Genomic DNA, 26,826 nt, shown 5'->3' with positions numbered 1-26,826 from the left:
GGGTTCAGGCCTTACGGCATGCGCTGATGGCGTCGACGACCGTGTCGAGGTCGGAGCGATCGTTGTAGTAGTGGAGGGACAGCCGCAGCAGGTTGCCGCGTGGCGCGGTGATGATGCGGCGCGCGGCCAGCTGCTCGGCCAGCGCGTTCGGATCGTCGTCCTCGATCGCCACCTGCGGTCCGCGGAACCCGGCCGGACTGGCCACCCTCTCGCCCGCCGCGGCCAGCCGCTCGGCCAGCTCCTCGGCCAGGGCGGAGACGTGGATCTGCACGGCGTTCAGGTCCACCCGCTCGATGAGGTCGAACCCGGCGTTGGCGGCGTAGGCCGACGGCACGGGCGGTGTTCCGGTCTCGAAGCGGCGCGCGTCGTCGGGGAAGTCCAGCAGCCGCGTGTCGAAGGCGAACGGATTCGTACGGCCGAACCACCCGGTGAGCTCGGGATCGCGCTGATGCGCGAGCCCGTCGCGCACGTAGAGAAACGCGATGCCGGGCAGGCCGAGCAGATACTTCAGCGAGCCCGACACCAGGTAGTCGCAGTCCAGCTCGCGCACGTTGATCGGCATCACGCCGGCGGCCTGGTAGGCGTCCACGAACACCCGGGCACCACGCTCATGCGCCAGCTGTATGACCTCCTCGACCGGCAGGCGGGCACCGTTGCGGTAGGTGACCAGGGGGATGGAGACCAGGTTGACGCTCTCGTTGACGACCGCGGCGTAGGCCTCGGCGTCGATGTTCTCGCCGGTGTCGGCGGCGACCAGGACCCGCGCCCCGCGCTGCGCCTGGGCGAGCCACACGTGCGCGATGGATGGGAATTCCAGGTCGCTGGTGATGATCTCAGCGCGGCGGGACCAGTCCAGCGACGACGCGACCTGGAAGGCGGCTTCGGACGCGCAAGACAGGATCGCGATCTCATGCGGGAAGGCTCCGATGAGGCGGGCGAACCGCTCGCGGGCCCACTCGACCTCGGCCATCCACAGGCCCCATGGCGCGCCCTTGTCCCTCATGGAGAATCCGATCTCCTGCAGGGAGTAGGCGAGCCTGGATGACAACGCGCCCTGACTGCAGCTGGCCAGGTGCACCGTGTCGGTGAGTGCTGGAAACTCGGCCCGGAACTGCGTAGCGTCCAAATATTGCGACATTTCGGGCACATTACATGCGTTGTTTCAATCAGGTCAACCATTTTCAATGTGACTGACGGCGGTTAGGATCGCCTGGTGACTGGAGCCAGAATTCGGGAAATCCGTACGCAGCGAGGATTGACCGTCGCACAACTGGCGGAGGCGGCGGGTGTGTCCACCGGGCTGATCAGCCAGGTCGAGCGTGATCGGACCGATCCGAGCCTGGAGACGCTCAGGAAGATCGCGAGGGTGCTCCAGCTGCCGCTGTTCAGCCTGTTCCAGGAGCAGGACACGAAGGCCGTCTCGGTGATCCGCGAGAACAACCGGATGCTGGTCGCGTCGCCGGTCGGTGGGATCACCTACTCACGGGTCTCGCCCGGGCACGGCCGCCTCGAAATGCTCAAGGGACACCTGCCGCCCGGTGGCTATTCGGCCGCCACGCCCTGGTCGCATCCTTCGGAGGAGTGCGTCCTCGTGCTCGAGGGGCGGCTCATCGTCGAGGTGTCCGGCGTGCAGCACGATCTCAGCGTGGGAGACAGCTGCTACTTCCACTCCTCGCTGCCGCACCGCTATCTGAACCCCGGCGACACTCCCGTCGACTTCGTCATCGCGGTCACCCCGCCCAGCTACTGATCCGGCTCTCCGTCGGGAAGCGGACAACTCCGGCGAGCTCCGGCCTCGAGGCGATGGCCGGAGTCCTGCAAGGGAGGTGCTTTTCTGTTTCTGTCGATCGAGAAGAGCCAAGAGGGGTGCCCCGCGCGGGCCGGCAATGGCATCCGGCGGACTTCCTGCAGTGTTTGAACATTGATCGAATTCTCGAACACGACATACGCTCTCTGCATGGTGCAGAGCAAGGCGGAAGACGTGGACGGCTACCTCGCCGAGGTGCCCGATGAGCGCAGGGAGGTCCTGACCAGGCTGCGCGAGCTGTGCCGTACGGAGCTCACGGGCTTCACCGAGGTCATGGCGTACGGGATGCCCGGGTACGAGCGGGACGGCACCATTGAGATCGGCTTCGCGAGTCAGAAGCAGTACATCTCCTTCTATCTTGTGCGCAGCGACGTCCGTGAGGCCTTCGAGCAGCGCCTGGAGGGGCAGGACATGGGCAAGGGCTGCCTGCGTTTCCGCAAGCCGGAGAAGGTCGACTTCGATCTCGTACGGGATCTGCTGACAGCCACCGCGGCCGAGCCGGGCAAGATCTGCTGACGGCGGGACGTTTGCGTTGGGATGGACCGAGACATTGATCGATCACTGACGCGGTCGAGGCGCTGCGGGCCGAACCCGCCTGACCAAGCCGCACCGTACGGTCACCTGTTTCCAGCGGATTCCGGCGGCGTCCATCACCCGATCGGCATGCCCGCCCTGAGCGATCACCGCCGTCGTTGATGAATGGCCGTGATCAAGCCCGGTCCTTCTACCAGGGTCCTCACGTCTTTCCGGGGTCATCCCCGCGGCCCGTTTCACGCATCGCCACCGCTCGTTGCGGAAAAGTTTCGTTGACTTTTCAACGATTCAACACAATGATCGCGTTGTCTGTCAGGTCATCTGTAAAGCGATCGTCGTGGATGCGGCAGTTCGCCGCACCGTTGCAAGCAAGGAGAGAAGCCATGCCCACTATCAAGATCAAGCTCGCATTGGGCCTCGCGAGCGTTGCCTCGCTCTCCGTCATCCTTGGCACCGTCGCCCCCGCGTCCGCGGATGCCACGTCTTCGGGTGTCACCTTCTGGTCGGGTGCCTTCGCCGGCCAGCCCGTGACCTACGCGGACCCGAGCGCCGACTGCACGACGCTGCCGTTCACGGTGCACTCCGAGTTCAACAACACCGGCAAGTCCATCCAGGTCTACAAGACGACGGACTGCACGGGCCAGGCGCTCACCTTCCCCGCCACCGACATCCACAGCTTCACAGGTTTTGACGGTCGAAGCTTCCGCGCGACCAGCTGACACCTACCTCAGACCTTGAGGGGCCCTTTCACTCGGAGTCGGGTGGAAGGGCTCTTTCGTTGCCGCTCTCATGAAATCTGAGCTGATACGGCACCGGTGCCGCGATCAACTCCAGCCTCGGGTGCTGGCCGTGGCCCTCGAAATTCCACGTGGATATCACCGGGCGGCCTCGCGGCACGAGATTGCGAAGAGGAAAAGTCACGACGTACGCGCTGCTTTGGATCTGCCGAAGCCTGTCCTTTCGATCTGCCGGGTTCTGTCTTTGTTTCTGCCGGCTGAGAGCATTTCGATCTGCCGGAGTGAAGGTCCTGGCCAAGCCGGCGACCAGGGTGGCTTGACCTCAACCTTGCTTGAGCTTCTACGGTGATCACATTCGTTCAACCGTTGACAAGGAGCTCATTCAATGATCATGAAGGAGTACGCCCGGGAAGAGCTGGCCGCGCAGCCCATCGGTTACTGGAGCAGCGAGGCGGGTCGTGTCGTGGTCGGACGCATCCGGGCGGAGCTGGCCGTGGAACAGCTCACCCAACCGCACTGGTGGACGCTCAACCACGTCGCGGGCGCTCCGGGCACGTGGAGTCGTGCCCGGCTCGCCGATCGTCTGGCCCCGTTCGACGACCTCGGCATCGACTTCGAAGGCGTCTTCGACGATCTGGTCACGCGCGGGTGGATGACGGAGGAGGCCGGGGTCCTGTCTCTTACCGAAATCGGGGAGGCCGGGCGGCTCCGCGCCCAGGCTCGCAACGCACAGGCGCACGAGCAGATGCACGAGGGCGTCGGGACGGACGAATATGTGGCCGCTCTCAACGTCCTGCGCCGCGTGATCGCCAACCTGGGCGGCAACAGCGACCTTCCCTGAACACCTCCCCGTTCCTCGTGCTCCGGGATGATCCGCAGAAACGGCCTAGTCCGGGAGCAGCGGACCGACGAGGTCGCTGACGGGGGTGTCGGCGGCGGCCATGGTCGGGTCGGCGAAGAAGACCTGACGCGGCGGCCCGGCCAGGTGATTCATCAGGTCGTGCTCGACGGCCCAGGTGCCCAGGGTCTGCAGTGCGCGCACCGAGCTCACCGGGTCGAGCTGGGCCTTGGTGAGCCGTACGTACGCCTCCCTGTGCGCGGGGTCGGTGCGCAGTTCCAGGTCGGGGAAGCGCTCGGCGATCCGCACGGCCTGGTCGATGGGTACTGGCCTGCACCACTCCACCGGGCCGTCGCTGTCGGCGTTCACCTCCCCGTGGAAGATGAGGAACGGCGCGCCCTCGATGCCGGGCAGCCCCGGCACCGTGCCGTCGCCGAGCCGTCTCACCAGGTCGGTGGCGAACCCGCCCAGCTCGTCGGCGGTGAGGTGACGCCTGGCGCTCAGCACCATGCGCTCGGGGGTGTCGCGGAGTTCGACATCGAACATGTGACTGTCCTTTCCGGTCAACTGCTCGACGAGGAAGGCGGCCAGGTCCCTGCGGGCGGAGTGCTCCACCTCGACCTGTGCCCAGTAGGCCGTGATCGCCTCGGCCGCAGCCTTCGGCTCCAGGTCGCACACGGCCTTGATCCGGGCCAGCGGCATGTCCAGCAGGCGCAGTCTCGCCACCAGGCGGGCCCGTTCGAGCTGCGCCGGATCGTACAGCCGGTAGCCGCTGAGCGGATCGGTCCGCGCGGGCACGAGCAGGCCCAGCTCGTTGTAGAGCCGCAGTGCTTTCTGCGAGAGCCGGGACGCCTTCGCGAACGCCCCAATCGTCAGAAGCTCCATGGCCGCCTCCCTCGTTCTGGTCACTCCGAGCCTGCGGTCTGCCCCAGGGGCAAAGTCAACCGGCCGCCACATCGAGGAATCGTCCTCCTCATGATCGGAAAACGTCGTGATCGGCCGCCGGTCAGTCGTCTACGCCTGTCGAGGAGGAAACGCATGAGTCCGGCCACGCCCGGTCGGCCATCGCCCGGATGGGAGTTGGTTGTCAGTGCCGTCTGGTTGTGTGATCGGTACGGATCGCAGGGTTGGTCATGAGGGGTGGCGACGAACGTGAAGGACCGGCAACTCCCGGTGGGGGACGAGGAGCGTTTCTGGAGTTTGGTGGAGGTGGCCTGGGCACCGCTGGGAGTGGAAGTCGATCAGGCGCGACGGGCGCTGACACATCGGGTGCCCGACCCCGGCGAGGACCTTCACGGCAAGCCGCCGCTCGCCGTGGTCGAAGGCGCTCTGCGGGAGTTCCTGAGCAACCTCCGCTCCATCGGCGAGGGGTTGTCGGCGGGCGAGCTGGCGGATCTTGATCGGGTGGTCGAGAGCAAGCTCTATGACATCGACCGCGCGGATATCCAAGCGGTCACGGACGGTTCCGATGACGGTTTCCTCTATGCGCGCGGCTTCATCGTCGCGTTGGGCCGCGATTTCTACGCCGCGGTGGCCGAGGATCCGAAGAAGGCGGTGCCGGACGCCGAGTGCGAGGAGATGTGCTACTTCTTCGCCCACCTGCACCGCGAGCGCCATGGAGCTTTCCCGGACACCGGATCGGGAATCTCACGCGAGTCGTGTTCGAATCCGGCCGGCTGGTCCAGCTGACCCGCGGCCCGCGACGCTCGTGCACAACGCAGATCCTCCCGTGAGGAACCCTTGGCGCATGGGCGGCCCGCACCCGGAACCCGTAGGGCGCTGAGAGTCGTCTCTCACGGTCGGAGGCTCCCGAACGTCGACTCCTGAGCGAAAATCGGGTAGGAGAGGGGCCGTAAGGTGGGTGCCGGGAGTGGCCCTCCGATGTGTGTCGATTCCGATTCAGGAGAGCATCATGATCAATATTTTTGTGCTCGGAGCCGTGTGATGCGTATCGAGGTCAACGGCATCGCGCTGGAGGTGCAGGTCAGCGGGGAGGGCCCGGCCGTCATGCTGGTGCACGGCTTTCCCGACACCCACGCGTGCTGGCGGCACCAGGTGGCCGCGCTGAACGCCGCCGGATATCGGACGATCGCCCCTGACCTGCGCGGTTTCGGTGCCTCGGACAAGCCGGAGGACCTGGAGAGCTACAGGATCGCCGCGTATGCCGGGGACCTGATCGGCATCCTCGACCAGCTCGGCGTCGACAGGGTTCACCTCGTCGGGCACGACTGGGGCTCGGCCCTCGCCCAGCTGGTCGCCATCATGGCGCCCGGAAGGGTCACCGACCTGGCCTGCCTGTCGGTCGGCCATCGCGGCGCGATGCTGTCGGCCGGCTGGGAGCAGCGGGAGAAGTCCTGGTACATGCTGCTGTTCCAGTTCCAAGGGGTCGCCGAGCAGTGGCTGAGCCAGCACGACTTCTCCAACATGCGGCAGATGCTGGCCGAGCATCCCGATCGGGACGAGGTCATCGAGCGCATGCGTGACCCCCGGGCACTGAGTGCGGCTCTGGCGATCTACCGCAAGGGGGTGCCGCCCGAGTGGCTCCTCAACGACGACGCCATCCTGCCGCCGATCTCGGTGCCGACCATGGGCGTGTGGAGCAGCGGTGACCGGTTCCTCACCGAGCGGTCGATGACCGGCACCGAAGAACACGTCACAGCGCCGTGGCGCTACGAGCGGCTCGACGGGATCGGCCACTGGATGCAACTGGAGGCGCCCGGCAAGGTCACCGACCTGCTGCTGGACTTTCTCGCCTCGGCGGATGCCCAGGCGGGTTGATCGCCAGGCCGATCAGTGCCCGTTCCAGAGCTGCGTGCGATCGGGGAGCTGTTCCGAAGAGCCGAGGATTCCACCGACCAGTTCCCGCGTCTTGCGCTCCCCGTCCGCCTGCGCCCGCTGTACGGCGGCGCAGAGTTCCTCCGCCAGCTCCTGGCTGTCCATGCGCATGACATTCGGGTTCAGGGTGAGCTTCAGGATCCGGCCGGCCGAGTCGGTGACGACCCGGATCATCTCGTCGGCGGCCGTGCCCTCGCCGGTGAGATCGCTCAGGCCCTCCTCCATCAGGCGCAGGGTCGCGTCGTCCGGGTAGCCCACGGGATGCTCCTTTGCTACGTGAATTTCCCTCCGGGCGGGAAGGAGACCGAACGCAGGCCCCGCCCGATGATCTTTCCACTCAGTCCTCGTCCATGGGCATGACCTGCCCGTCGTCCGGCAGGCCGTAGCCGTCACCCGAGCCGGGCCGGGCTCGGGTGACGGCTACCGGCTCCTCACCGTGAGGGGCCGCCTGCCGGTCTCCTCGCCATGAACAGATCGCGAAGTTCCGTGCGCCGCATCGTGACGAGAGCATCGTGCACGCATGTTCCGCACGTGATAAATCGCAATGAATGCGGCATTAATGAGCTGACCGTCAGCTGAGCGGCACCGGTTCGGGGCGCGGGCAGGTGCTCACGATCGGAATGGACTGCCCGGTTCCGGCCGACCGCAGCAGCGACTCCATGACCTCCAGGACGTGGAAGGCCAGCGATCCGCCGGCGCGCGGTTCCTGACCCTCAGGGGTTCCGGCCATATCGGCCAGTCCGAAGCCTCGCGAGGAGTTCCGGTAGCCGCCCGACTCGGGCAGCGTCTCCCAATCGGTGCCGCCCAGGCGGAAGAGCTTCACGTCACCGCTGAAATGGTTCGGGTCGGGGACGACGAGCGAGCCCCGCTCGCCGTGGACCTCGATGTTGGCCGACACGGTGGCGACCGCGTCGAAGCTCATCACCATCGTCGACACCGCTCCGGACGCGTGGACCAGCACCCCGGTGACATGCGTGTCGATCGAGACCGGGATGAGCTCGCCCTGGCGCGGCCCGGAACCGATCAACCGCGAGTCGTGGGTACGGCTGGCCGCGCCGATCACCGAGACCACCGGTCCCAGCAGCGTGACCAGGGAGGTGACGTAGTAGGGGCCCATGTCCAGGAGCGGGCCCCCTCCGGGGACGTAGTAGAAGTCGGGGTTGGGGTGCCACCGCTCGTGGCCGGGCGTCATCATGGTGGCCGTCGCCGAGATGGGCCGCCCGATCAGGCCGTCGTCGATGGTCCGCCGCGCGGTCTGGATCCCGGTGCCGAGTACGGTGTCCGGGGCGCATCCGACCCGGACGCCGCGTTCGGCGGCGGCCGCCAGGACGGCCCCGGCCTCGGCGGTCGTCGCGGCCAGCGGCTTCTCGAGATAGACGTCCTTGCCGGCGGCGATGGCCTGCAGGGCCACCTCGGCGTGGGCCGCCGGCATCGTGAGAATCAGTACGACGTCGACCGCCCCGTCGGCCAGCAGGTCGGGGACCGGCAGGGCGCGGACGCCGTCGTGGGCCTTGGCCACGGCCTCGGCCCGCGCCGGATCGAGGTCGGCGACGGCGACCAGCCTCACGCCGTCCAGGGTGCTCAGCGTCGCGAGATACTGGCCGGAGATCGCACCGCAGCCCACGATGCCGATCCCGACGGGGGCGTCCGGCGAGCGGCCCACGATGCCTGCTCCGGTGGGGGCGCTCATCGACCGGCCCGTGATGTCGGCTCCGTCGGGGGCGCTCATCGGCCGGCCCACAGCAGGCCGCGCTCGACGATGGTCCGGACGCTGGGATCCTCCAGGACCTCCACCCGGTGTCCGGGGGTGCACACGAAGATCTTCCCCTCGCCCCAGGACCGGGTCCAGATCGCCGGTGACGTGACCGGCCGGTGCCACGGATCGCCGTCGCGGACCGCCTGTGTGGTGGTGGCGAGCACGTCGCAGTAGTCGTCGGCCAGCACCCAGTACTGCTCGGTGACCAGGTCGAAGTCCTCGATGCCCCGGGTGATCGGGTGATCGGCCGCGCCGGGCAGCATGTTCACCCGGTACGGCACGTAGTTGTCGCTCTGCTCACCGGTCTGTTCGGCCTCGGGTATCCCCGGGTGGCAGGCGAACTGGCCGCCGACCAGATGCAGGTAGTCGGAGCTGCCGCGGAAGGCGTCGACGATCCCCCCGTGCCAGCCGGCGAAACCCGTGCCCGCCTCGACGGCGGACCGAAGTCCCCGGAGTGCGTCCTGCTCGATCGAACCCATCGTGAAGCACTGCACGATGAGGTCGAGGTCGCCCATGACGGAGGCGTCGGCGTAGATCTGCGGCGAGTCCTCGACGCGGACGGAGTAGTCGTTCTTCTCAAGAAACGGGATGAACAGGTCGGTCGCCTCGACGGGCTGGTGACCGTCCCAGCCGCCCCGCACGATGAGTGCCCTCTTTGACGTCATAGCTCCCCGCCCCAGTGAATTGCCCTGACTTCGATGGATTTCTGATGATATTGAAGGAGGCCTGAGATCGGCAGTAGTAGCCGCGGGGCAGATCTCTCACCGATCGGGGAGAGGACGTCGTCCAGGACACCTTCGCGGTGCTGCACCGCCGATGGAGCCGGTTGACCGACCATGATCGGGTGCTGCCCTACCTACGGGCGAGTGCGGTGAACGGATGCCGCATGGTTCACCGGCGCCGGTCCATCGTGAGCAGGATCATCGGCGATCGGCGATCGGCAGACGCTGTCCTGGTCGGCGTTGTGCCGCTCAGCCGGATGTCGTCTCGGAATGTCCGAACGGGCTCAAGCGGTCGGTCAGGAAGGCGAGGATCTCGTCCCTGGCCTTCAGCGTGGGATGTCCTTCCTCGTCGACGAGGTGGGCGGTGACCACGCTGTGGGGGGACCCGACCACGTCGGCGAAGAACGGGGGCGGGCTGGTGTTCGCGGAACTGCCCGGAAGAACACGGCCGTCGAAGGCGTCGCCGAGAAGTGCCTGGTAGGCGGCGAAGCGCTGGCCGGTGCACCAACGGTCGTCGTCGAAGCGGTAGGCGAGAACCTTCAGTCCGTCGCGCGTGATGCGGTCTCGGATCGCGCGCGCGTCCGCGTCGCTGATCTCGAGTCCGGCGGGGTCGTCCAGCGGCAGCGACGGGTGGTTGACCACTGGCGCGATGACAGCTGGTTCAAGCGCCATGGTGAGAGCGAAGTTGCCGGTGAAGCACAGTCCTATCGCGCCGACTCCCGGACCTCCGCATTCGGCATGGGCTTGGCGCGCGAGCCCACGTAGCCACGCCGTGACGGGGCTGGTCCCGCCCCCGGCGAACGCACGGAACTCGGCACTGACACACGCGCGGCGGAAGACCTCCCTACCACCCTCGACCGTGGGATAGGCACCGTCGACCCCGAAGAGCGAGGGGACATAAACGGTGAGACCCGCATCTCGCACCCACCGTGCTAGTCGAAGGACGTCAGGACTGATGCCGGGCATCTCCGGCATCAACACGACGGCCGGCCCGGAACCCGCGACGTACACCGTCTTCACCACCCCCTCCACGTCCACGAGTCGGCACGAGAAGTCCGTGATCACGTCGTCAAGTCGTCCGCCGGCAGCGCTCATACTGACAGGGTGGACCGATGCCCCCGCACAAGGTAAGAGGCCAGATCGCCATGCATGCGGGTAATCTCGCCAAAAGGCACGATTGAGAGAAGGTGAGCGTGAGCGCACTGCGGGTCGGGGTCCTGGCCTATCCGGGCTGCTTCGCGTCCGAGGTGTTCGGCGTCCCCGATCTCTTGACGATGGCCACGCACGTTGCCGGACCGGACGGCTCCGGATACGAGGTGTCGATCGTTTCGCCCCGTCGTCGTGTAGCCGCATCGGGTGGTGCGGCACTGGCCGTCACTCCGCTGCGCGAGGTCGACGTCCTTGTCGTGCCAGGGTTCGAGCTCCTGCCGGGCCTGGACGTGGACGCCAAGCTCGCACCCCTCGCCCCTGAAATTGCGGCGATCCGCTCACACGCAGCCGCAGGCAACGTCGTCGTCTCGATCTGTGTCGGTGCGTTCCTGCTCGCCGAGGCTGGACTCCTCAACCGACGCCGGGCTACGACCGCGTGGCTCCTCGCGGACGAACTGGCTCGACGCTATCCGGACGCTGACGTCCGACCCGAACATCTGGTCGTCACCGACACGGGGGTGACGACGACGGCGGCCTTCAGTGCCATGTACGACTTCGCGCTGGAACTGATCCGCCAGCACAGCGGTGCCGGCGTGGCACGGACAACCGCGCGGGTGGCGCTCATCGACGATGCGCGATCGTCCCAGACTCCATACGTTGACGGGCGACTTCTTCCGCAGCCCGGAAACGAGTTCTCCCACAAGGTCATGCGACGGCTCGACCAGAACCTTGCCGCCCGATACGACCTCGCCGCGTTGTCCGACATGTTCAAGGTCAGCGCTCGGACGCTGCTGCGGCGCTTCGCGGACGAGACCGGCCAGAGCCCGCTCGCCTACCTGCAGTCGTCGCGCGTCCGTCGCGCCCGCCATCTCCTTGAGACCACGAACCGAACCGTCGCCGGCATCTCCGCCGCAGTCGGGTACAGGGACCCCAGCACGTTCGCTGCCCTCTTCGCCAAGCACACCGGACGACGCCCGAGGGACTACCGCGCGGCCTTCCGTCGTGTTGACTGATTGTGTGACCCCGGAGTCCTTGCTGCCCGGTTTGACCATCATCGGGATCGCCAGTGGCGCCACCTTCGCACCACTGCAGCAGGCGACCATGGACGGCGTCGGCCCCCGACTGGCCAGGGCGGCCTCCGGCGTCCGCGGGCAGGTCCATCTAGCGCTCTGTCTGGAAGGCGGCCATGGGGATGGAGAGCCAGGCTGGGCGGTTGCGGGCCTCGTAGACCACCTCGTAGGCGGCCTTCGCGAGCTCCAGGGCGCGCAGCAGTACGGCGTCCTCGGGGCGCAGGTGCCCGCCTCCGGCGGAGTAGCCGGCCAGGAACGACGAGCGGTTGAGCTCGGCCCACTCCACGGCGCGGGGCCGTAGCGCATCGGCGTCGGGGTGGTCGGTCAGCAGGTGGAGGGCGGCGTAGTCGAACGAGCGGAGCATGCCGGCCACGTCCCTCAGCGGAGAGGAGAGGGCCCGGCGCTCGGCGATGGGCTGTCCGGGCTCGCCCTCGAAGTCGAGGATGACCCAGTCGCCGGTGGTGCGCATCACCTGACCGAGGTGGTAGTCGCCGTGGACGCGCTGGACGGGCATCTCCCGGGCCACGTCGGTGACCCGCTGGTAGGCCTCCTCGGCGACATGGGCGTATTCGCCGAGCTCGGGGACCTCGGCGATCGCGAGGTCCAGGCGGCGGCGGTGATCCTCGATCATCCGTTTGACCTCCTGCGCCTCGATCACCTCGGTGGGGAACGCGGCGGCCAGCTCGTGGTGGACCTGGGCGGTGGCCATGCCGAGGCGGCAGGCCTCGGCGCTGAAGTCGCCGCCCGCCTCGGCGGCCGAGGGGTTGAGCGAGGCGTAGAGGTCACGGACGCTGGCCAGGGCCAGTGCCCAGCCGTCGTTGGCGTTGGACAGGAACTCCTGGGTCATCGCCAGCGTCGTGGGCTCTCCGTCGAGGTCGGTCTCGATCCAGCCGTACGGCTGCGCGACGTGTGAGTCGCTGCGCAGGGCCAGGGCCGTGACGATCTCCAGCTCGGGGTTGACGCCGGCGATCAGGCGGCGGAACAGCTTGCAGATGTAGGTGTCGCCGTACACCAGGGAGGTGTTGGACTGCTCGGCGCCCAGCACCAGGCTGCGGAGCGAGGTGTCGATCTCCGTCCCCTCCATGTGGCGGAAGCGGAGCGGCCCGAGGTCGCGGCCCGCGGCCATCGCCTGGAGCAGGACGCCGGTGAGATCGGCGTCGTAGGCGGCGTCGTAGTATCCGTCGCCGATGTGGGCGGGCTTGAAGCGGGCGGACTCCTCCGCCCCGCTGCCGAGCAGAAGCTGGTAGCGGTCGTGCGCCCCGCCCTGACGCACAGAGATGATCAGATGACGCAGGCCGTGGGCGAGCTCCACGTCTGATTCGACGGTGAGATCGTCTATCGGCCGCCCCTTACCGGCGAACCATCGTTGATGGGTGATCCAGCCGGTAAGGAGCTCCGTCAACACGGCTTTACGCCTCCTGGGATACGGGTGGCAGGGTGAACCAATAGAACCCATGCCCAGGAAGCGTCAAAAGATACGGAAGTTCGCCAATCGCTGGAAAAGGAACTCCGCCCATGGTCTCGACGGGAATCGACCCCTCGAATCGGCGCAGGTCGAGCTCCACCGGTTGCGGGAACCGGGAGAGGTTGTTGACGCAGAGGACCCGGTCGTCGCCGTACTCCCGGACGTAGGCGAGAACGCTCGGGTTGGAGGAGTTCAGCTCGGTGTAGGCGCCGAGGCCGAAGACCGGGTGGCGCTTACGGATGTCGATCATGCGCTTGGTCCAGTGCAGCAGGGAGCCGGAGCTCTTCTGCTGCGCCTCGACGTTGATCGCCTGGTACCCGTAGATCGGGTCCATGATGACCGGGAGATAGAGGCGCCCGGGGTCGCAGTCGGAGAACCCGGCGTTGCGGTCGGGGCTCCACTGCATCGGGGTCCTGACACCGTCACGGTCGCCCAGCCAGATGTTGTCGCCCATCCCGATCTCGTCGCCGTAGTAGAGCACGGGAGAGCCGGGCAGGGAGAGCAGCAGCGCGGTGAACAGCTCGATCTGGTTGCGGTCGTTCTCCAGCAGCGGGGCGAGCCGACGCCGGATACCGACGTTGGCGCGCATCCGGGGATCCTTCGCGTACTCCGAGTACATGTAGTCGCGCTCGTCGTCGGTCACCATCTCGAGCGTGAGCTCGTCGTGGTTACGCAGGAAGATGCCCCACTGGCAGTGCTCGGGGATCTTCGGCGTCTGGGCCATGATCTCCGAGATCGGATACCGGGACTCCCGCCTGACCGCCATGAAGATGCGCGGCATCAGCGGGAAGTGGAACGCCATGTGGCACTCGTCGCCGCCGGTCGCCGGGTCGCCGAAGTATTCGACCACGTCCGCCGGCCACTGGTTGGCCTCGGCCAGCAGCACCCGGTCGGGGTAGAGCCGGTCGATCTCCGACCTGACCCGCTTCAGATACTGGTGGGTCAGGGGCAGGTTCTCGCAGTTCGTGCCGTCCTGCTCGAACAGGTAGGGGATGGCGTCCATCCGGAACCCGTCGATGCCGAGGTCCAGCCAGAACCGCAGCACCTCCAGCATCGCGTCCTGTACGTCCGGGTTCTCGTAGTTGAGGTCCGGCTGGTGGGAGAAGAACCGGTGCCAGTAGTACTGGCCCCGGACCGGGTCGTGGGACCAGTTGGACGTCTCGGTGTCGACGAAGATGATCCGGGCGTCCTTGTAGAGCTCGTCGTTGTCGTTCCAGACGTAGAAGTCGCCGAACGGACCCTCCGGGTCATGGCGGGAGGCCTGGAACCAGGGGTGCTGGTCGCTGGTGTGGTTCATCACCAGGTCGGCGATGACCCGCATGCCTCGCTTGTGGGCCTCGTCCACCAATTTGACGAAGTCTCCGAGATCACCGAAATCCGGAAGGATCTTCATGAAATCCGCGATGTCGTACCCGCCGTCGCGGAGCGGTGACTCGTAAAGGGGCAGCAGCCAGAGACAGTCCACACCGAGCCACTGGAGATAGTCCAGTTTCTGGATGAGACCGCGAATGTCTCCGGTACCGTCCCCGTTGGAATCGGAGAACCCCCGAATGAGCACCTCGTAGAAGACGGCACGCTTGAACCAGTAGGGATCGCGCGGTTTTTCCTCGTCGAAGGTGTTCGGGATTGGCTCAGGTAGCTGACTCACCAGTGGACTCCCCGCTGTTCTGCCGGTATAGGCGTACCCGGCCGGCTCACCGCTGGTTCGCCGCCGCGGAACGCAAAGTGAAGACGTGCGCTGGGTGGATGTGGGGATCGAGGCGCACGTAGTTGGTCTCCCGCCAGCGATACGACTCGCCCGACAGTTCGTCGTCCACGACGAACTCGGCGTGCCAGTCGAGACCGAGGGTGGGCATGTCCAGCGACACCGTCGCCTCATGGGTGTTGTGTGGGTCAAGATTCACAACCGCGAGGACCACGTCGCCCAGGCCGTGCCGTCGTGTGGCCGTGTCGTAGGCGCCGGGCAGTCGCTTGGAAAAGCAGACCACATCCGGATGGTCGACGCTGTGAAAACGTAGGTTACGCAATTCCTGGAGCGCCGGGTGCGCTCTTCGAAACAAATTGAGTTGGGTGATGAATGGGGCAAGGCTGCGGCCTTCACGCTCGGCCGCTACCCAATCACGTGGTTTGTACTGATATTTCTCGCTATCTAGGTATTCTTCGCTACCCGGTCGAATCGGAACATTCTCCGCGAGTTCGTATCCGGCGTAGACGCCCCAGGTCGGCATTGTCAGCGCTGCGAGAATCGCTCTGATATAAAATGCCGGGACACCACCATGCTGTAGATATTCATGGAGAATGTCCGGAGTGTTGACGAACACGTTCGGCCGCAGGAAGTGCGACGTCACGTGGGAGAGCTCGCTCAGGTAGTCCTCGACGTCGCTGCGGGAGTTCTTCCACGTGAAGTAGGTGTAGGACTGGTGGAAGCCGACCTTGGCCAGCGCCCGCATCATCGCCGGCCGGGTGAACGCCTCCGCCAGGAACAGCACGTCCGGGTCGGTGGTGTGGATGTCGGCCAGCAGCCGCTCCCAGAACGCCACCGGCTTGGTGTGCGGGTTGTCCACCCGGAAGATCCGTACGCCGTGGTCCATCCAGAGCCGCACCACGCGCTTGATCTCGTCGTAGATGCCCTTCGGATCCTTGTCGAAGTTCAGGGGATAGATGTCCTGATACTTCTTCGGCGGGTTCTCCGCGTACGCGATCGAGCCGTCGGCGCGGATGTTGAACCACTCCGGGTGCTCCTTGACCCACGGGTGGTCGGGCGCGCACTGCAGGGCGAAGTCGATGGCGACCTCCATGCCCAGCTCGCGCGTCTTGGCCACGAAGGCGTCGAAGTCGTCGAAGGTGCCGAGGTCGGGATGGATGGCGTCGTGCCCGCCGTCCTCGGAGCCGATCGCCCAGGGCGAGCCCGGATCGTACGGCTCGGGTGCCAGGGTGTTGTTACGGCCCTTGCGGAAGCTGTGCCCGATGGGGTGGATCGGCGGCAGGTAGACGACGTCGAAGCCCATCTTGGCGACGGCGGGCAGCCGCTTCGCAGCAGTCGCGAAATTTCCGGACTTGGGGGCGGTGTCCCGTTCGACGATCGCGCCCTCGGAGCGCGGGAAGAACTCGTACCAGGATCCGAACAGCGCCCTGCGCCGGTCCACCCTGATCGTGCGCCTGGCCGACTTGGTCACCAGCTCCCTGAGCGGGTGGGTGCGGAGCAGGCCCATCGTCTCGGGGAGCTGGGCCATCGCGAAGCGGGCGCGCGGGTCGATGCTCGTGTCGCGCAGCCTGGCCGCCACCGCCTGCAGCGCGGCCCGGTGACCGCACACATGCTCCTGCGTGACCTTCAGGGCGGTCTTCTGCCGCCTGCCGGCCTGGGCGGTGGAAGTCTTGCCGCTCGCGGTCTTGCCGCTCACGGTCCTGCTGTCGGTGGGTTTGCAGTCCGCGGGCCGTACGGCCCTCGCCGCGCGTTCGAAGAGCCGGGCGCCCTCCTCGCACATCAGGTCGGCGTCCATGCCGCGCGGGATCTTGATACCCGCGTCGTGCAGCCAGGTGGCCATGGGATCGCCCCACGCCTCCACGCGGAAGTGCCACTCGCCCTCGGTGGGCAGCGTCACCTCAACGCCCCAGCGGTCCGTACCCGGCGCCAGCTCTCTCATGGGCAGCAGGGGTCCGCGTACGCCGTCGGGGCCGGTGAGTGCGGCTCCGGCGGCGACGGCGTCGTGTCCCTCCCGGAACACGGTCGCGGAGATCTCGAAGGTCTCACCCGCTGCGGCCTTGGCGGGGCGGCGCCCGCTGTCGACCGTGGGGTGAATGTCTTGGATTGGGATTCGTCCGATCATCGCGTCTCAAGGTAGCGGCGGCACGCCCGGTACCGCCGGAAGAAGCCGGCAAAGAAAGATCTTCGTTTTTCAAACATTCCGGTGACCGGTCTTGGGGCAAGGTGTAACCCTGCCTTCACCTGGATGACCACTCCCGGGGTGGAGGCTTATGACTCATAGGTCGTTGCCCCAATAGTCCATCTTCATGCGTGCCGGTGGAAGAGTGCGGGATCTCTTACTCTCCGGCGAGTTGAGCTAACACCCATCAACCCGCCTTTGTTGTGTTTGGGGCGTATTGATAGTGGTGAGAGGGAGACGCGTGAGCGTTTTGGTCGCCCTCGTGGCGCTGAGTAACTAGGGTCTGGCACCGTGAGAGCAATTCGTAGGTTCACCGTCCGTACTGTCCTGCCTCCTGAGCTGGCCTCCCTCAGCGAACTTGTGCTCAATCTGCGCTGGTCATGGCACCCCGAGACATTGGATCTCTTCGCCGAGGTGGACCCTGCCACCTGGGAGAGGGTAGGCCAGGATCCGGTCGCGATGCTCGGCGCCGTCGAGGCCGGTCGGCTGCGCGAACTGGCCGCCGATCGACGTTTCCTCAGACGGCTCGCCGACGCGGCCGACGATCTTCGCGAATACATGACCGCGCCCAGGTGGTACCAGACCATCTCCGACGCGCCCAAGGGCATCGCCTACTTCTCACCCGAGTACGGCATCGCCTCCGCCCTTCCACAGTACTCGGGCGGCCTGGGCATCCTGGCCGGTGACCATCTGAAGGCGGCCAGCGACCTCGGCGTGCCGATCCTGGCGGTCGGCCTGCTGTACAGGCACGGCTACTTCACCCAGTCCCTCTCGCCCGAGGGCTGGCAACTGGAGCACTATCCCTCCCTTGACCCCGGCGGCCTGCCGCTGTCCCTCCTGAAGGGGGAGGACGGCGAGCCGGTGCGGGTCACGATCGGCCTGCCCGAGCAGCGCGCGCTGCACGCCCAGGTCTGGGTGGCCCAGGTCGGCCGGGTCCCGCTGCTGCTGCTCGACTCCGACGTCTCCGAGAACGACGTCGCGGCCCGCGACGTCACCGACCGTCTGTACGGCGGAGGCACCGATCACCGCCTGATGCAGGAGCTGCTGCTCGGCGTCGGCGGCGTCCGTGCCATCCGGGCCTACTGCGAGGTCAGCGGGCACGCGGCCCCCGAGGTGTTCCACACCAACGAGGGTCACGCGGGCTTCCTCGGCCTGGAGCGCATCCGCGAGCTCACCGAAGCCAGGCTCTCCTTCGACGAGGCCCTGGAGGCGGTCCGCGCCGGGACCGTCTTCACCACCCACACCCCCGTTCCCGCCGGGATCGACCGCTTCCCCGCCGAGATGATCGGCCGTCAGTTCGGCGGCGACAACGCGTGGCCCACGGTCCCCGTGGACCGCATCCTGGCGCTCGGCGCCGAGGACGAGCCGGGCAAGTTCAACATGGCCGCGATGGGCATGCGGCTGGCCCAGCGGGTCAACGGGGTCTCCGAGCTGCACGGTGCGGTGAGCCGGGAGATGTTCCAGGGCCTGTGGCCGGGATTCGACATCGACGAGATCCCGATCGGGTCCATCACCAACGGCGTGCACGCGCCCACCTGGGTCGGCCGCGAGATCATGGAGCTGGCCGGCAGGGAGCTGCCCACGCTGGTCGAGCGGGCACAGGGCTGGGAGAGCGTCAACAAGATCTCCGACGCCGACGTCTGGAGCATCCGCGGACGGCTGCGCAAGAGGCTGGTCGAGGCGGCCCGCCTGCGGCTCCGGCAGTCCTGGATCAACAGGGGGGCCTCGCCCCCCGAGCTCAACTGGATCGACGACGTGCTCGACCCGGATGTGCTGACCATCGGATTCGCCCGCCGGGTGCCCTCCTACAAGAGGCTCACCCTGATGCTGGCCGACGCCGACAGGCTCCGCTCGCTGTTGCTCGACCCCGACAAGCCGATCCAGATCGTGATCGCGGGTAAGGCCCACCCGGCCGACGAGGGCGGCAAGAAGCTCATCCAGCAGATCGTGAAGTTCGCCGACTCCGAGGACGTACGGCACCGCATCATCTTCCTGCCCGACTACGACATGGCCCTCGGCCAGCTGCTCGTCCAGGGCTGCGACGTGTGGCTGAACAACCCCCTCCGCCCCTTGGAGGCGTGCGGCACGTCCGGCATGAAGGCCGCGCTCAACGGCGGGCTCAACCTGTCGATCCGCGACGGCTGGTGGGACGAGTGGTACGACGGCACCAACGGCTGGTCCATCCCGACCGCCGACGGCGTCACCGACCCCGACCGCCGCGACGAGCTGGAGGCCACCGCGCTCTACGACCTGATCGAGCACGAGGTGGCCGACCGGTTCTACGACCGCACCGACGGTCTGCCCAGGCGCTGGCTGGAGATGGTCCGGCACACCCTGACCACGCTCGGCCCCAAGGTGCTCGCCGGGCGGATGCTCCGCGACTACGTGGTCGACCTCTACGCCCCGGCCGCCAGGTCGGCGCGTGTCCTGTCGGGTGACTCCTACGAGCAGGCCAGAAGCTTCGCCTCGTGGAAGCTCAGGGTCGGCCGGGCATGGCCGGGGGTCCGGGTCGAGCACGTGGAGGCCTCGGGCCTGGGAGACACCCCCGAGCTGGGGGCGTCCCTGGAGCTGAAGGCCACCATCGCCCTCGGCGAGCTGGAGCCCGGTGACGTCCGCGTCCAGGCCGCCTACGGCAGGGTCGGGCTCCATGACGACCTGGTCGCCCCGACGTACTCCGATCTGGCCGTGGAGGCGGACGGCGACGACGGCAGGGCGATCTTCAGCGGGGTCGTCCCCCTGGATCGCACCGGGTCCTTCGGCTACACCGTCCGGGTCGTCCCCAACCATCCTCTGGTGGCGTCCTCCTCCGAGCTCGGGCTGATCGCGGTGCCCGAGGAGCCGGCGGGAATGACCAACGGCACCCTGCGCTGATCGCGGGGTCTCCCGAAGGTCCGTAGACCTTCGGGAGACCCCGCGCATCCTCACCCGGATGCCCCGCGAATCTCAACGAGACCCGCCTCCTCCGGGGACCGGAGACCCGGTGGACCTCGGGGAGGCCACGCCTCGTTCGGGCGTCCCGGTGAATCTCAACGAGACCCGCCTCCCGCGAACTTCGGGGGAGACGGGTCTCGTCAGGGAGACCCGGTGAACCTCAGGAGAACGACACCTTCACGTCGTCGGCCCTGACGAACATCACCCGGTGGCCGAACTGGATCTGGTAGTACCGCAGCCCGCCCCGGACCATCTGATGCTGCGACGTGTCGAAGGTCACAGCCCGGTAGTACTCACCCCGGGCGGCCAGGCCGAGGGTGTAGCGCTCGCCCGCCGAGAGCGTGTACTGCAGCGGGGTGAGCGCCTGCACCGGCACGTCCGCCGGGTAGGCCTCGGGCTCCGGAAACGCCCTGCCGTACACCGGGATGCTCGTGAGACCCGGCCGGGGCGTGACCACCAGGCCGGGGGAGGGGACCGCCGTGGGATGCCCCGCGGGGTTGTGGAACCAGGCCCTCTGGCCCAGATACCAGATCGCCGTCCAGTCGCCCCGCCGGTCGGCCACCGCGTAGCGCTGGCCGGTGGTGGCGCGGGCGCTGTGGTCGTAGACGCTGTAGAGCGAGTCGCCGGTCGGGTGCTTGCCGATGTCCTTGACCAGCGGGGCGTCCTCGCGCGGCTCGGTGCGCAGCCACACCGAGGAGGAGCCGTGCGGCGGGCAGGCGGCCGACGGGTTGGCGCCGTCGCAGCCGTAGTAGTACGGCTGGTGGGTGGCGTAGTCCGGCAGGATCATCACCGACCCCGCGTTCCGGGGGCCGGAGGAGTGCAGCGGCCTGTCGAGCAACTCGAAGTAGTGCGCCCAGTCCCAGTAGGGGCCCGGGTCCTCGTGCATGCCGGAGACGGTGCTCGGCAGGGTGCCCGGCACGTTGTCGTGGCCGAGGATGTGCGCGCGGTCCAGCGGGATGCCGTACCGCTGGGACAGATACCGCACCAGCTTGGCCGAGGTGCGGTACATCGCCTCGGTGTACCAGGCGCCGCCCTGGGCGAGGAAGCCCTCGTGCTCCAGGCCGATGGACTTGGCGTTGACGTACCAGTTGCCGGCGTGCCAGGCGACGTCCTTGGTCTTCACGTGCTGGGCGATGTGCCCGTCCTGGGAGCGCAGCGTGTAGTGCCAGCTCACGTAGGTGGGATCCTGCACCAGCCGGAGCGTCGGGTCGTACAGCGTCTCGGTGTCGTGGATGACGATGTAGTCGATCTTCTGGGTCGACGGCCGGTCGGACAGATCGTGGTTGCCGTAGTCGCCGGCGCCGAACTCCTCGTAGGGGGCGGGAATCCACTCGCAGGAGACCGTGGGCGGGCACTCGACGCCGCTCCCGCCGTGCTTCCTGAGGCCCAGGCGGTTCAGCCACCTCTCCAGCGGCCGCAGGTCCCCCGCGGCACGCAGCCGTACGCGCTGGCCGTCGCCGGTGACCCTGTCGGCGCCGGAGCGGATCGTGGCGTAGACCTCGTCCGCGAACGCCTTGGCCGCGCTCTCGTCGGACGCCCCGGAGTATCGCGCCACGGCTCCGTACCACGCGGCCGTTTCGCCGCCGAGCGGGGCGCCCAGCTGTTTCTGGTAGTCGGCCAGCAGCGCGGCGCCCCCGCGGATGTTGACCGCGTCGTCCTCGCGGAGCCTCTCCTCGCTCTCGCCGGTCAGCTCCGCCGCGCGCTCCAGCGTGCGCAGCGAGGCGGGGATCTCCGCCGGGACGGCCGTCTCCACGGGGTGCCTGGCCGCTCGGGCGTCGTCGCCGCGGGGGTCCTCGCCGGGGCCGGTGTGGTGCTGCGGGGCCCGCAGCAGGGCGGCGGCGTCGGTCAGGTGCATGGGGCCGTAGCCCCCGGAGGTGCTCGGCAGGCCGGCGTTGGCGTCCCAGCGGGACTCCAGGTAGGAGACGCCGAGCAGGATGTTCTCGGGCACGCCGTAGGCCTTGGCCGCCGCGGCGAAGGCCGCCTGCCGGTCGCCGGGGGCGGCCTGGCCGGTGAGCGCCGTCCGGGCCGGTGATCCGGCGGAGGCGGGTCCGGCCGGAGCGGAGGCCGAGAGGGGGCCGGCCGGCGAGAGGGGGCCGGTCAGGGTGCCGGCGGAGGCGGGCTGTATCAGGGCGAGGCCGCCGGCGGCCACTATGGCCGCGACCGCCGATCGAAGGGGAGTCGATCGTCGCATGGGGGCTCCTGGACTGGGGGATCCGGTGCAGCCAGACTGCGAAGTAAAGATCGCACTGTCAATAAGTTTCTTCACATTGACGATCGTCGAAGAAGAGTTTCTTCGCGACGCGGATTGGCGGCGCGACACACCACGGAGAGGAACGCGGATCTTGTCATGACGGGTGCAGAGCCGTATGGGCCCGTCACCACCCGGCGGGCCTCCCGTGATCACTCCGCCGGACACCTCGTCGAGGGCCTGGCCCTCCCTGCTCGCCGCGCGCCCTTATCTCACCGATCATGAACGATGCCGATCGGTGAGATAAGGGCGCGCGGCGGCGCGGACGAACCGTGAAGGGCTCGGGCGTCGGTCTCCGGGGTCGTCCGGACCGTTGGAGCAGCCGGGGGAGCTCGGGCGTCGGTCCCCGGGGTGGTCCGGACCGTGGATCGGCCGGGGGAGCTCGGCCGTTGACCTCCGGGGTCGTCCGGACCGTGGATCAACCGGGGAGGGCTCGGCCGTTGACCTCCAGGGCCGTCCGGACCGCGGACTCCAGGGCGCCCTCTATCCAGGAGTGCTTCAGTGAGGTGTGCTCGCCGGCGAAGTGCAGCCGGCCCTCGGGAACCGCGATGGCCGGGTGGATCTCGGTCATCTGGCCCGGGGTGAAGACCGCGGCCTCGCCGAAGGCGTAGCGGTTGCGCAGCCAGCTCTGGGTCTGGCCGCGTCCGGTGTAGAACTCCACGATGCGGTCCCCGTGCACCTCCTGCAGCCCTCGCAGCGCGTAACCGTAGCGCTCGGCGTCGTCCATCGAGTCCCAGCGGGTGGCGTCGTCGGCCCAGGCGTAGCTGGCCAGCACGACGCCGCCGTCGCTGCCCGGCACCGGGTGCGAGGGGAAGTAGATGAACCGGTTGGCGTTGTCGGTGACCGAGCCGCCGCCCGTCACGTGGCTGAGGGATCCGGGGCGGTAGCGGGAGCCGAGCTCGCGCTTCCAGTCCTGCTCGGTGAACTCCCACCATCGCTTGCTGAACTCCAGCAGCACCTTGGTCGCCGAGTCGTAGTGAAGCTCGATCACCGCGCGCCGCTTCGGGTAGGAGAGAGCCGGGGCGATCTCCACGTGGCGCAGCGCGGAGAACGGAATCGTGATGATCGCGAGGTCCGCCTCGAAGGTCTCGGCCCGGCCCTGCGGCTTGGAGTCCGACTCGGTGCTGCCCCTCTCGGTGACCGTCTCGACCCGCACCCCCCGGGCCGTGTGCTCGATCCGTACGGCCCGGCGGTCCATCCGGAGGTTGTCGCGCAGCCCCGGTGCCAGCCTGTAAGGCAGCTCGCGGCTGCCTCCGGCCATCTCCCAGTAGGTCGCCGACGAACTGACCAGGCTCCGGGTGAGGAAGGTGTGCATGAACGACAGCGGGAGCCGGGAGGTCAGGTTCTCTATGGTGCCGATGGCGTCGACCGCCGCGGCGCTCAGTTTGGCGTGCTCGGTGAGGAAGCGGTTCATGGAGTAGCCGTCGAACTCGTACATCACCCGGGCCCAGCCCTCGATCAGCTCGGGCAGCGGCTTGTCGACGCGTCCCGAGCCGCGTACGACGGAGATGTGGTCGCGGACCGGGTCCAGCGCGTCGTCCAGGATCTTTCCCGCGGTCCGGCCGTCCTTCAGCCCGAACGAGGCGTTGATCTTGCGCGGGTCCCTGGCGTACTCGTCTCGCCGCTGGGCGATGCCGTTGACCCGGATCCAGGTGTTGTTCGTCTTCTCCGGAGCCCTGAACTCCCCCCGGGAGGGGCCGGAACGCCAGACCTTCCCGTCGTGGGAGGTGTGGACGACGGGCGGCGTCGGGCCCGCGGCCTCGGCGCCGGGCCGTACGTCCACGTTGTAGAACAGCCGGCGGGAGATCCCGAGCTTGTCGATCAGTGCCAGCGTGAGCGGGTGGAAGTCGGGGATGCGCATCGCCCCCGCCTCGGCGTACTGCCGCCGGTCGGCGAACCCCGTCCGGAAGGTCTTGATCCGGCCGCCGATCCGGTTGCCGTTGGCCTCGATGACGGTGACGTGGTGCCCGGCCTCCTTCAGCAGCGTGGCGGTCACCAGCCCGGAGATCCCGGCGCCCACGATCAGCACCTTCTTGGGGGCGCGGGTTCTGGGCAGGCCTCTGTCGATCAGCGTCCGGAGGTATTCGAGCTTGAGGTCCGATCCGTCCTTGCCGACCAGCAGCAGATCCCGCGCCACGTCCATGCAGGTGTTCCAGCGCGCGCCCCTGTGCGGCGCCCGCACGGTGGTCGCGGAAGCCTCGCCCGCGATCGAGCCCATGACCGACCCTACGGCGCCCAGTCCGGCCAGTTTGGCGAACCCGCGCCGGTTGATACCTGTCACTACGACCTCTTTCCCGACGGTCACTCTGAGTAGGTGAATGACTACTATCGGGTCAAGCATTGGTAATGTCAGGTTCCCGCCGGCTGGTGCTCCAACCGATGAGGGCAAGGGCTTTCCCCACCGGGATCTCCGCGCGCCGGGCGCGGAGCGCGAAGGGCCGGGCGGTGCGGGGCGGCGGGGCCTTCGCCGGCCTTCGCCGGGAGTCCGGCTGGGGGTCGTGGGGGGTGGTTCGCCTGCCGGGGAATGACGTTTCCGCAGGTCATGGTGAGGGTGGAGGTTGCATGGGAAGTGCCGGTTTTGTTCATATCTATCCGATTTGGGGCAGATAGAGGGGGCGAGGAAGCTCACGAATTCCGGAGAAGACATTGGACGCCTGGACATTCGAAGGCCAGCCCGGTGCGCTGGGCGACACCACGGTCACTCTCGTGGAGGGTGGTTCGTTCTGTGTGTCCGCGCGCAACGGCGACATCGTGCAAGGAGGGGCTCAGGGGGTCTACCACGCCGACACCCGGTTGCTGTCGCGCTGGGAGCTGCGGGTGGACGACTGCCCGATCGAGGCGCTCCGCGTGATCGCGGGCGAGCCGTACCACGCGACGTTCCTCGGCAGGGCCTGCCCCCGTCCCGGACGGGTGGAGAGCACCCTGCTCGTGATCAGGGACCGCTATGTCGGCGGGGGCCTTCGCGAGGATCTGACCCTGCGCAACCTGGCCGACGAACCGGCCGGATGCGTGGTCGACATACAGGTCGCCTCCGACGTGGCCGGTCTGTTCGAGGTGAAGTCGGGCCGGGTCCAGCACGTGGCCGACGTGGAGGTGACCACCGACGGGTCGGGGCTGCTGATCGTCTCCGCCACCCGGCGCCGCGGCACCAGGATCGTGGCCGAACCCGCGCCGTTCGCGGTGCCGGGCAAGCTCATCTTCCGGGTCGTCGTCCCCGCGCGCGGCGAATGGGCCGTCAGCCTGCAGGTCAACCCCATCCTGGAGGGGGAGGAGTCGCCCGCCTGGTTCTCCACCCACCACCCGCTCGAATACGCCGAGCCCGCCAGGCGCCGTGCCGACTGGGACCGTCTCTCCTCGACCATCACCACCTCCAACCGCGCCTTCTCCCAGGTCCTGAACCGGTCCAGAGAGGACCTCGGGGCGCTGCGGATGTTCGATCCGAGCATGCCCGACGAGCCGCCGACGATCGCCGCGGGCGCGCCGTGGTTCATGACCCTGTTCGGCCGCGACTCGCTGCTCACCTCGTGGATGGCGCTGCCGCTGGACCAGTCCCTGGCGATCGGCACCCTGCACCGCCTGGCCAGGTTGCAGGGCACCGTCGACGACCCGCTGACCGAGGAGGAGCCGGGCAGGATCCTGCACGAGCTCCGCTTCGGGCCGCAGTGCGCCGACTCCTCCTACGGCGGCCGTGCCTACTACGGCTCGGTGGACTCCACCCCGCTGTTCGTGATGCTCCTGGGTGAGCTGCGCCGGTGGGGCGTGCACGAGGAGGTGGTCGAGCAGCTCATGCCGTACGCCGACGCCGCCCTCGGCTGGATCCGCAGGTCCGCCGACCCGTTCCTGTCCTACCAGCGCAACTCCGACCAGGGCCTGATCAACCAGGGATGGAAGGACTCCTTCGACGCGATCAACTTCGCCGACGGCACCCTCGCCCGCGCGCCCATCGCCCTGGCCGAGGTCCAGGGCTACGTCTACGCCGCCTACGTCGTACGCGCCTACTTCGCCCACCACGTGGGTGACAGCGCGATGGAGGAGCAGTGGTTCACCCGCGCGACGCAGCTCCGGGAGGAGTTCAACGAGCGGTTCTGGCTGCCCGACCGGGGCTACTACGCCATCGGTCTCGACGGCGCCGGGCGTCCCATCGACAGCCTCGCCTCCAACATGGGGCACTGCCTGTGGACCGGCATCGTGGACGAGGACAAGGCGCCCTCCGTCGCCGAGCGCCTGCTCTCGCCGGAGATGTTCACCGGGTACGGTGTGCGCACCCTCGCCTCCGACATGGGCGCCTACAACCCGATGAGCTACCACAACGGCTCGGTCTGGCCGCACGACAACGCCCTGATCGCCGCCGGTCTGATGCGGTACGGCTTCGCGAAGGAGGCACAGCGGATCGTGTACGGCCTGCTGGACGCGGCCGAGGTCTTCGGCTGGCGGCTGCCCGAGCTGTTCTGCGGGTTCGACCGGGCCGAGTTCGCCTGGCCGGTGCCGTATCCCACCTCGTCCTCTCCTCAGGCCTGGGCCGCCGCGAGCCCCATCCAGCTGGTCCGCACCCTTCTCCGCCTCGAGCCGTGCATTCCCTACGGCCGGGTGTGGCTCGACCCCGTCGAGCTGGAGAGCCTGCGCATCACGGGGCTCCCGCTCGCGGGCTCCCGGGTCACGATCGACGTCGGCGATGAGGGCGTCGCCGTCGCCGGGCTGCCGGAGGGGATCGCGCTGATCAACGAGCCACGCGGCCCCACGACGCCAGCTCCGTCGCAGGTCCGCTGACCAGATCCGCAGAACGGATCCCGAGCAGATCCACCGGACGGATCCGCTGAACGGGGTCGCCAACCCCTCGGCTCTCCCCTCGG

At 68.0% G+C, this 26,826-nt stretch carries 20 protein-coding genes; 9 read left to right on the top strand and 11 right to left on the bottom strand.

What is annotated here, in order from left to right; all coding sequences use genetic code 11:
• Window positions 1-4 precede the first annotated feature (4 nt).
• Complete coding sequence (locus tag DKM19_RS39530) at window positions 5-1,138, bottom strand: aminotransferase class V-fold PLP-dependent enzyme (RefSeq protein ID WP_110702998.1); 1,134 nt, start codon at window positions 1,136-1,138, stop codon at window positions 5-7.
• A gap of 75 nt (window positions 1,139-1,213) precedes the next feature.
• Between DKM19_RS39530 and DKM19_RS39525 the strand changes: the two genes are divergently transcribed.
• The 4 genes from DKM19_RS39525 (at window position 1,214) to DKM19_RS39510 (ending at window position 3,919) form a co-directional block, all read left to right on the top strand.
• The gene (locus DKM19_RS39525) at window positions 1,214-1,750 is read left to right on the top strand and encodes a helix-turn-helix domain-containing protein (protein WP_110702994.1); all 537 of its coding nucleotides are present in this window, start codon (window positions 1,214-1,216) and stop codon (window positions 1,748-1,750) included.
• A 207-nt stretch (window positions 1,751-1,957) separates the two neighbouring features.
• The gene (locus DKM19_RS39520; RefSeq protein WP_110706312.1) at window positions 1,958-2,323 is read left to right on the top strand and encodes an iron chaperone; all 366 of its coding nucleotides are present in this window, start codon (window positions 1,958-1,960) and stop codon (window positions 2,321-2,323) included.
• 401 nt (window positions 2,324-2,724) lie between these two features.
• Window positions 2,725-3,060 carry a peptidase inhibitor family I36 protein gene (locus DKM19_RS39515; protein ID WP_110702991.1) on the top strand — a complete coding sequence of 112 codons (336 nt, stop codon included), beginning with the start codon at window positions 2,725-2,727 and terminating at the stop codon, window positions 3,058-3,060.
• A 403-nt stretch (window positions 3,061-3,463) separates the two neighbouring features.
• Window positions 3,464-3,919 carry a MarR family transcriptional regulator gene (locus DKM19_RS39510; protein WP_204358436.1) on the top strand — a complete coding sequence of 152 codons (456 nt, stop codon included), beginning with the start codon at window positions 3,464-3,466 and terminating at the stop codon, window positions 3,917-3,919.
• Window positions 3,920-3,964: 45 nt separating this feature from the next.
• Here DKM19_RS39510 and DKM19_RS39505 read toward each other — a convergent pair whose 3' ends face one another.
• Window positions 3,965-4,801, bottom strand: a complete 837-nt coding sequence (locus tag DKM19_RS39505) for a MerR family transcriptional regulator (RefSeq protein ID WP_162642104.1) — start codon at window positions 4,799-4,801, stop codon at window positions 3,965-3,967.
• 255 nt (window positions 4,802-5,056) lie between these two features.
• On the opposite strand from DKM19_RS39505, the gene DKM19_RS39500 reads away from it, so the two are divergent.
• Both DKM19_RS39500 and DKM19_RS39495 read left to right on the top strand, forming a co-directional pair.
• Entirely contained in the window at window positions 5,057-5,605 is a 549-nt protein-coding gene (locus DKM19_RS39500) for a DUF4240 domain-containing protein (protein WP_239513832.1), read from the top strand.
• 255 nt (window positions 5,606-5,860) lie between these two features.
• Window positions 5,861-6,694, top strand: coding sequence for an alpha/beta fold hydrolase (locus tag DKM19_RS39495; protein WP_110706309.1), 834 nt, complete (start codon window positions 5,861-5,863; stop codon window positions 6,692-6,694).
• A gap of 12 nt (window positions 6,695-6,706) precedes the next feature.
• On the opposite strand, the gene DKM19_RS39490 is transcribed toward DKM19_RS39495, so the two are convergent.
• The 4 genes from DKM19_RS39490 to DKM19_RS39470 form a co-directional block, all read right to left on the bottom strand.
• Complete coding sequence (locus DKM19_RS39490) at window positions 6,707-7,009, bottom strand: YbaB/EbfC family nucleoid-associated protein (protein ID WP_110702984.1); 303 nt, start codon at window positions 7,007-7,009, stop codon at window positions 6,707-6,709.
• Window positions 7,010-7,322: 313 nt separating this feature from the next.
• Window positions 7,323-8,480: a Gfo/Idh/MocA family protein gene (locus tag DKM19_RS39485; protein WP_239513831.1), complete on the bottom strand. Its 1,158-nt coding sequence runs from the start codon at window positions 8,478-8,480 to the stop codon at window positions 7,323-7,325.
• Window positions 8,477-9,172, bottom strand: coding sequence for a ThuA domain-containing protein (locus tag DKM19_RS39480; protein WP_110702981.1), 696 nt, complete (start codon window positions 9,170-9,172; stop codon window positions 8,477-8,479). Before DKM19_RS39480 ends, DKM19_RS39485 begins: the two co-directional genes overlap by 4 nt.
• A 306-nt stretch (window positions 9,173-9,478) precedes the next feature.
• On the bottom strand, window positions 9,479-10,249 hold the full coding sequence (locus tag DKM19_RS39470; protein WP_239513830.1) for a dienelactone hydrolase family protein: 771 nt from the start codon (window positions 10,247-10,249) through the stop codon (window positions 9,479-9,481).
• Window positions 10,250-10,422: 173 nt separating this feature from the next.
• Between DKM19_RS39470 and DKM19_RS39465 the strand changes: the two genes are divergently transcribed.
• The gene (locus tag DKM19_RS39465; protein ID WP_110706307.1) at window positions 10,423-11,391 is read left to right on the top strand and encodes a GlxA family transcriptional regulator; all 969 of its coding nucleotides are present in this window, start codon (window positions 10,423-10,425) and stop codon (window positions 11,389-11,391) included.
• A 148-nt stretch (window positions 11,392-11,539) separates the two neighbouring features.
• On the opposite strand, the gene DKM19_RS39460 is transcribed toward DKM19_RS39465, so the two are convergent.
• Genes DKM19_RS39460 through DKM19_RS39450 form a run of 3 tightly spaced genes read right to left on the bottom strand, consistent with a single transcriptional unit; the run spans window position 11,540 to window position 16,740 of the window.
• Window positions 11,540-12,853, bottom strand: coding sequence for a phosphotransferase (locus DKM19_RS39460; protein ID WP_110702974.1), 1,314 nt, complete (start codon window positions 12,851-12,853; stop codon window positions 11,540-11,542).
• A gap of 4 nt (window positions 12,854-12,857) precedes the next feature.
• A complete protein-coding gene (gene treS, locus DKM19_RS39455) occupies window positions 12,858-14,561 on the bottom strand; it encodes a maltose alpha-D-glucosyltransferase (protein WP_089208514.1) in 1,704 nt (567 codons plus the stop codon).
• A gap of 46 nt (window positions 14,562-14,607) precedes the next feature.
• Window positions 14,608-16,740 carry an alpha-1,4-glucan--maltose-1-phosphate maltosyltransferase gene (locus tag DKM19_RS39450; protein ID WP_110702972.1) on the bottom strand — a complete coding sequence of 711 codons (2,133 nt, stop codon included), beginning with the start codon at window positions 16,738-16,740 and terminating at the stop codon, window positions 14,608-14,610.
• 348 nt (window positions 16,741-17,088) lie between these two features.
• On the opposite strand from DKM19_RS39450, the gene glgP reads away from it, so the two are divergent.
• Entirely contained in the window at window positions 17,089-19,668 is a 2,580-nt protein-coding gene (gene glgP / locus DKM19_RS39445; protein ID WP_110702970.1) for an alpha-glucan family phosphorylase, read from the top strand.
• Window positions 19,669-19,888: 220 nt separating this feature from the next.
• On the opposite strand, the gene DKM19_RS39440 is transcribed toward glgP, so the two are convergent.
• Both DKM19_RS39440 and DKM19_RS39435 read right to left on the bottom strand, forming a co-directional pair.
• Complete coding sequence (locus DKM19_RS39440; RefSeq protein ID WP_110702968.1) at window positions 19,889-21,919, bottom strand: N-acetylmuramoyl-L-alanine amidase; 2,031 nt, start codon at window positions 21,917-21,919, stop codon at window positions 19,889-19,891.
• Between the two features lie 475 nt (window positions 21,920-22,394).
• Entirely contained in the window at window positions 22,395-24,257 is a 1,863-nt protein-coding gene (locus DKM19_RS39435) for an FAD-dependent oxidoreductase (RefSeq protein WP_204358435.1), read from the bottom strand.
• A 365-nt stretch (window positions 24,258-24,622) separates the two neighbouring features.
• On the opposite strand from DKM19_RS39435, the gene DKM19_RS39430 reads away from it, so the two are divergent.
• The gene (locus tag DKM19_RS39430; protein ID WP_110702966.1) at window positions 24,623-26,743 is read left to right on the top strand and encodes a glycogen debranching N-terminal domain-containing protein; all 2,121 of its coding nucleotides are present in this window, start codon (window positions 24,623-24,625) and stop codon (window positions 26,741-26,743) included.
• Window positions 26,744-26,826 lie beyond the last annotated feature (83 nt).

The sequence above is a fragment of the Streptosporangium sp. 'caverna' genome (assembly GCF_003203775.1).
GTDB lineage: Bacteria > Actinomycetota > Actinomycetes > Streptosporangiales > Streptosporangiaceae > Streptosporangium > Streptosporangium subroseum.
The sequence above is the reverse complement of the archived record's forward strand: the minus strand, read 5'-3'. Positions and strand labels throughout refer to the sequence as shown.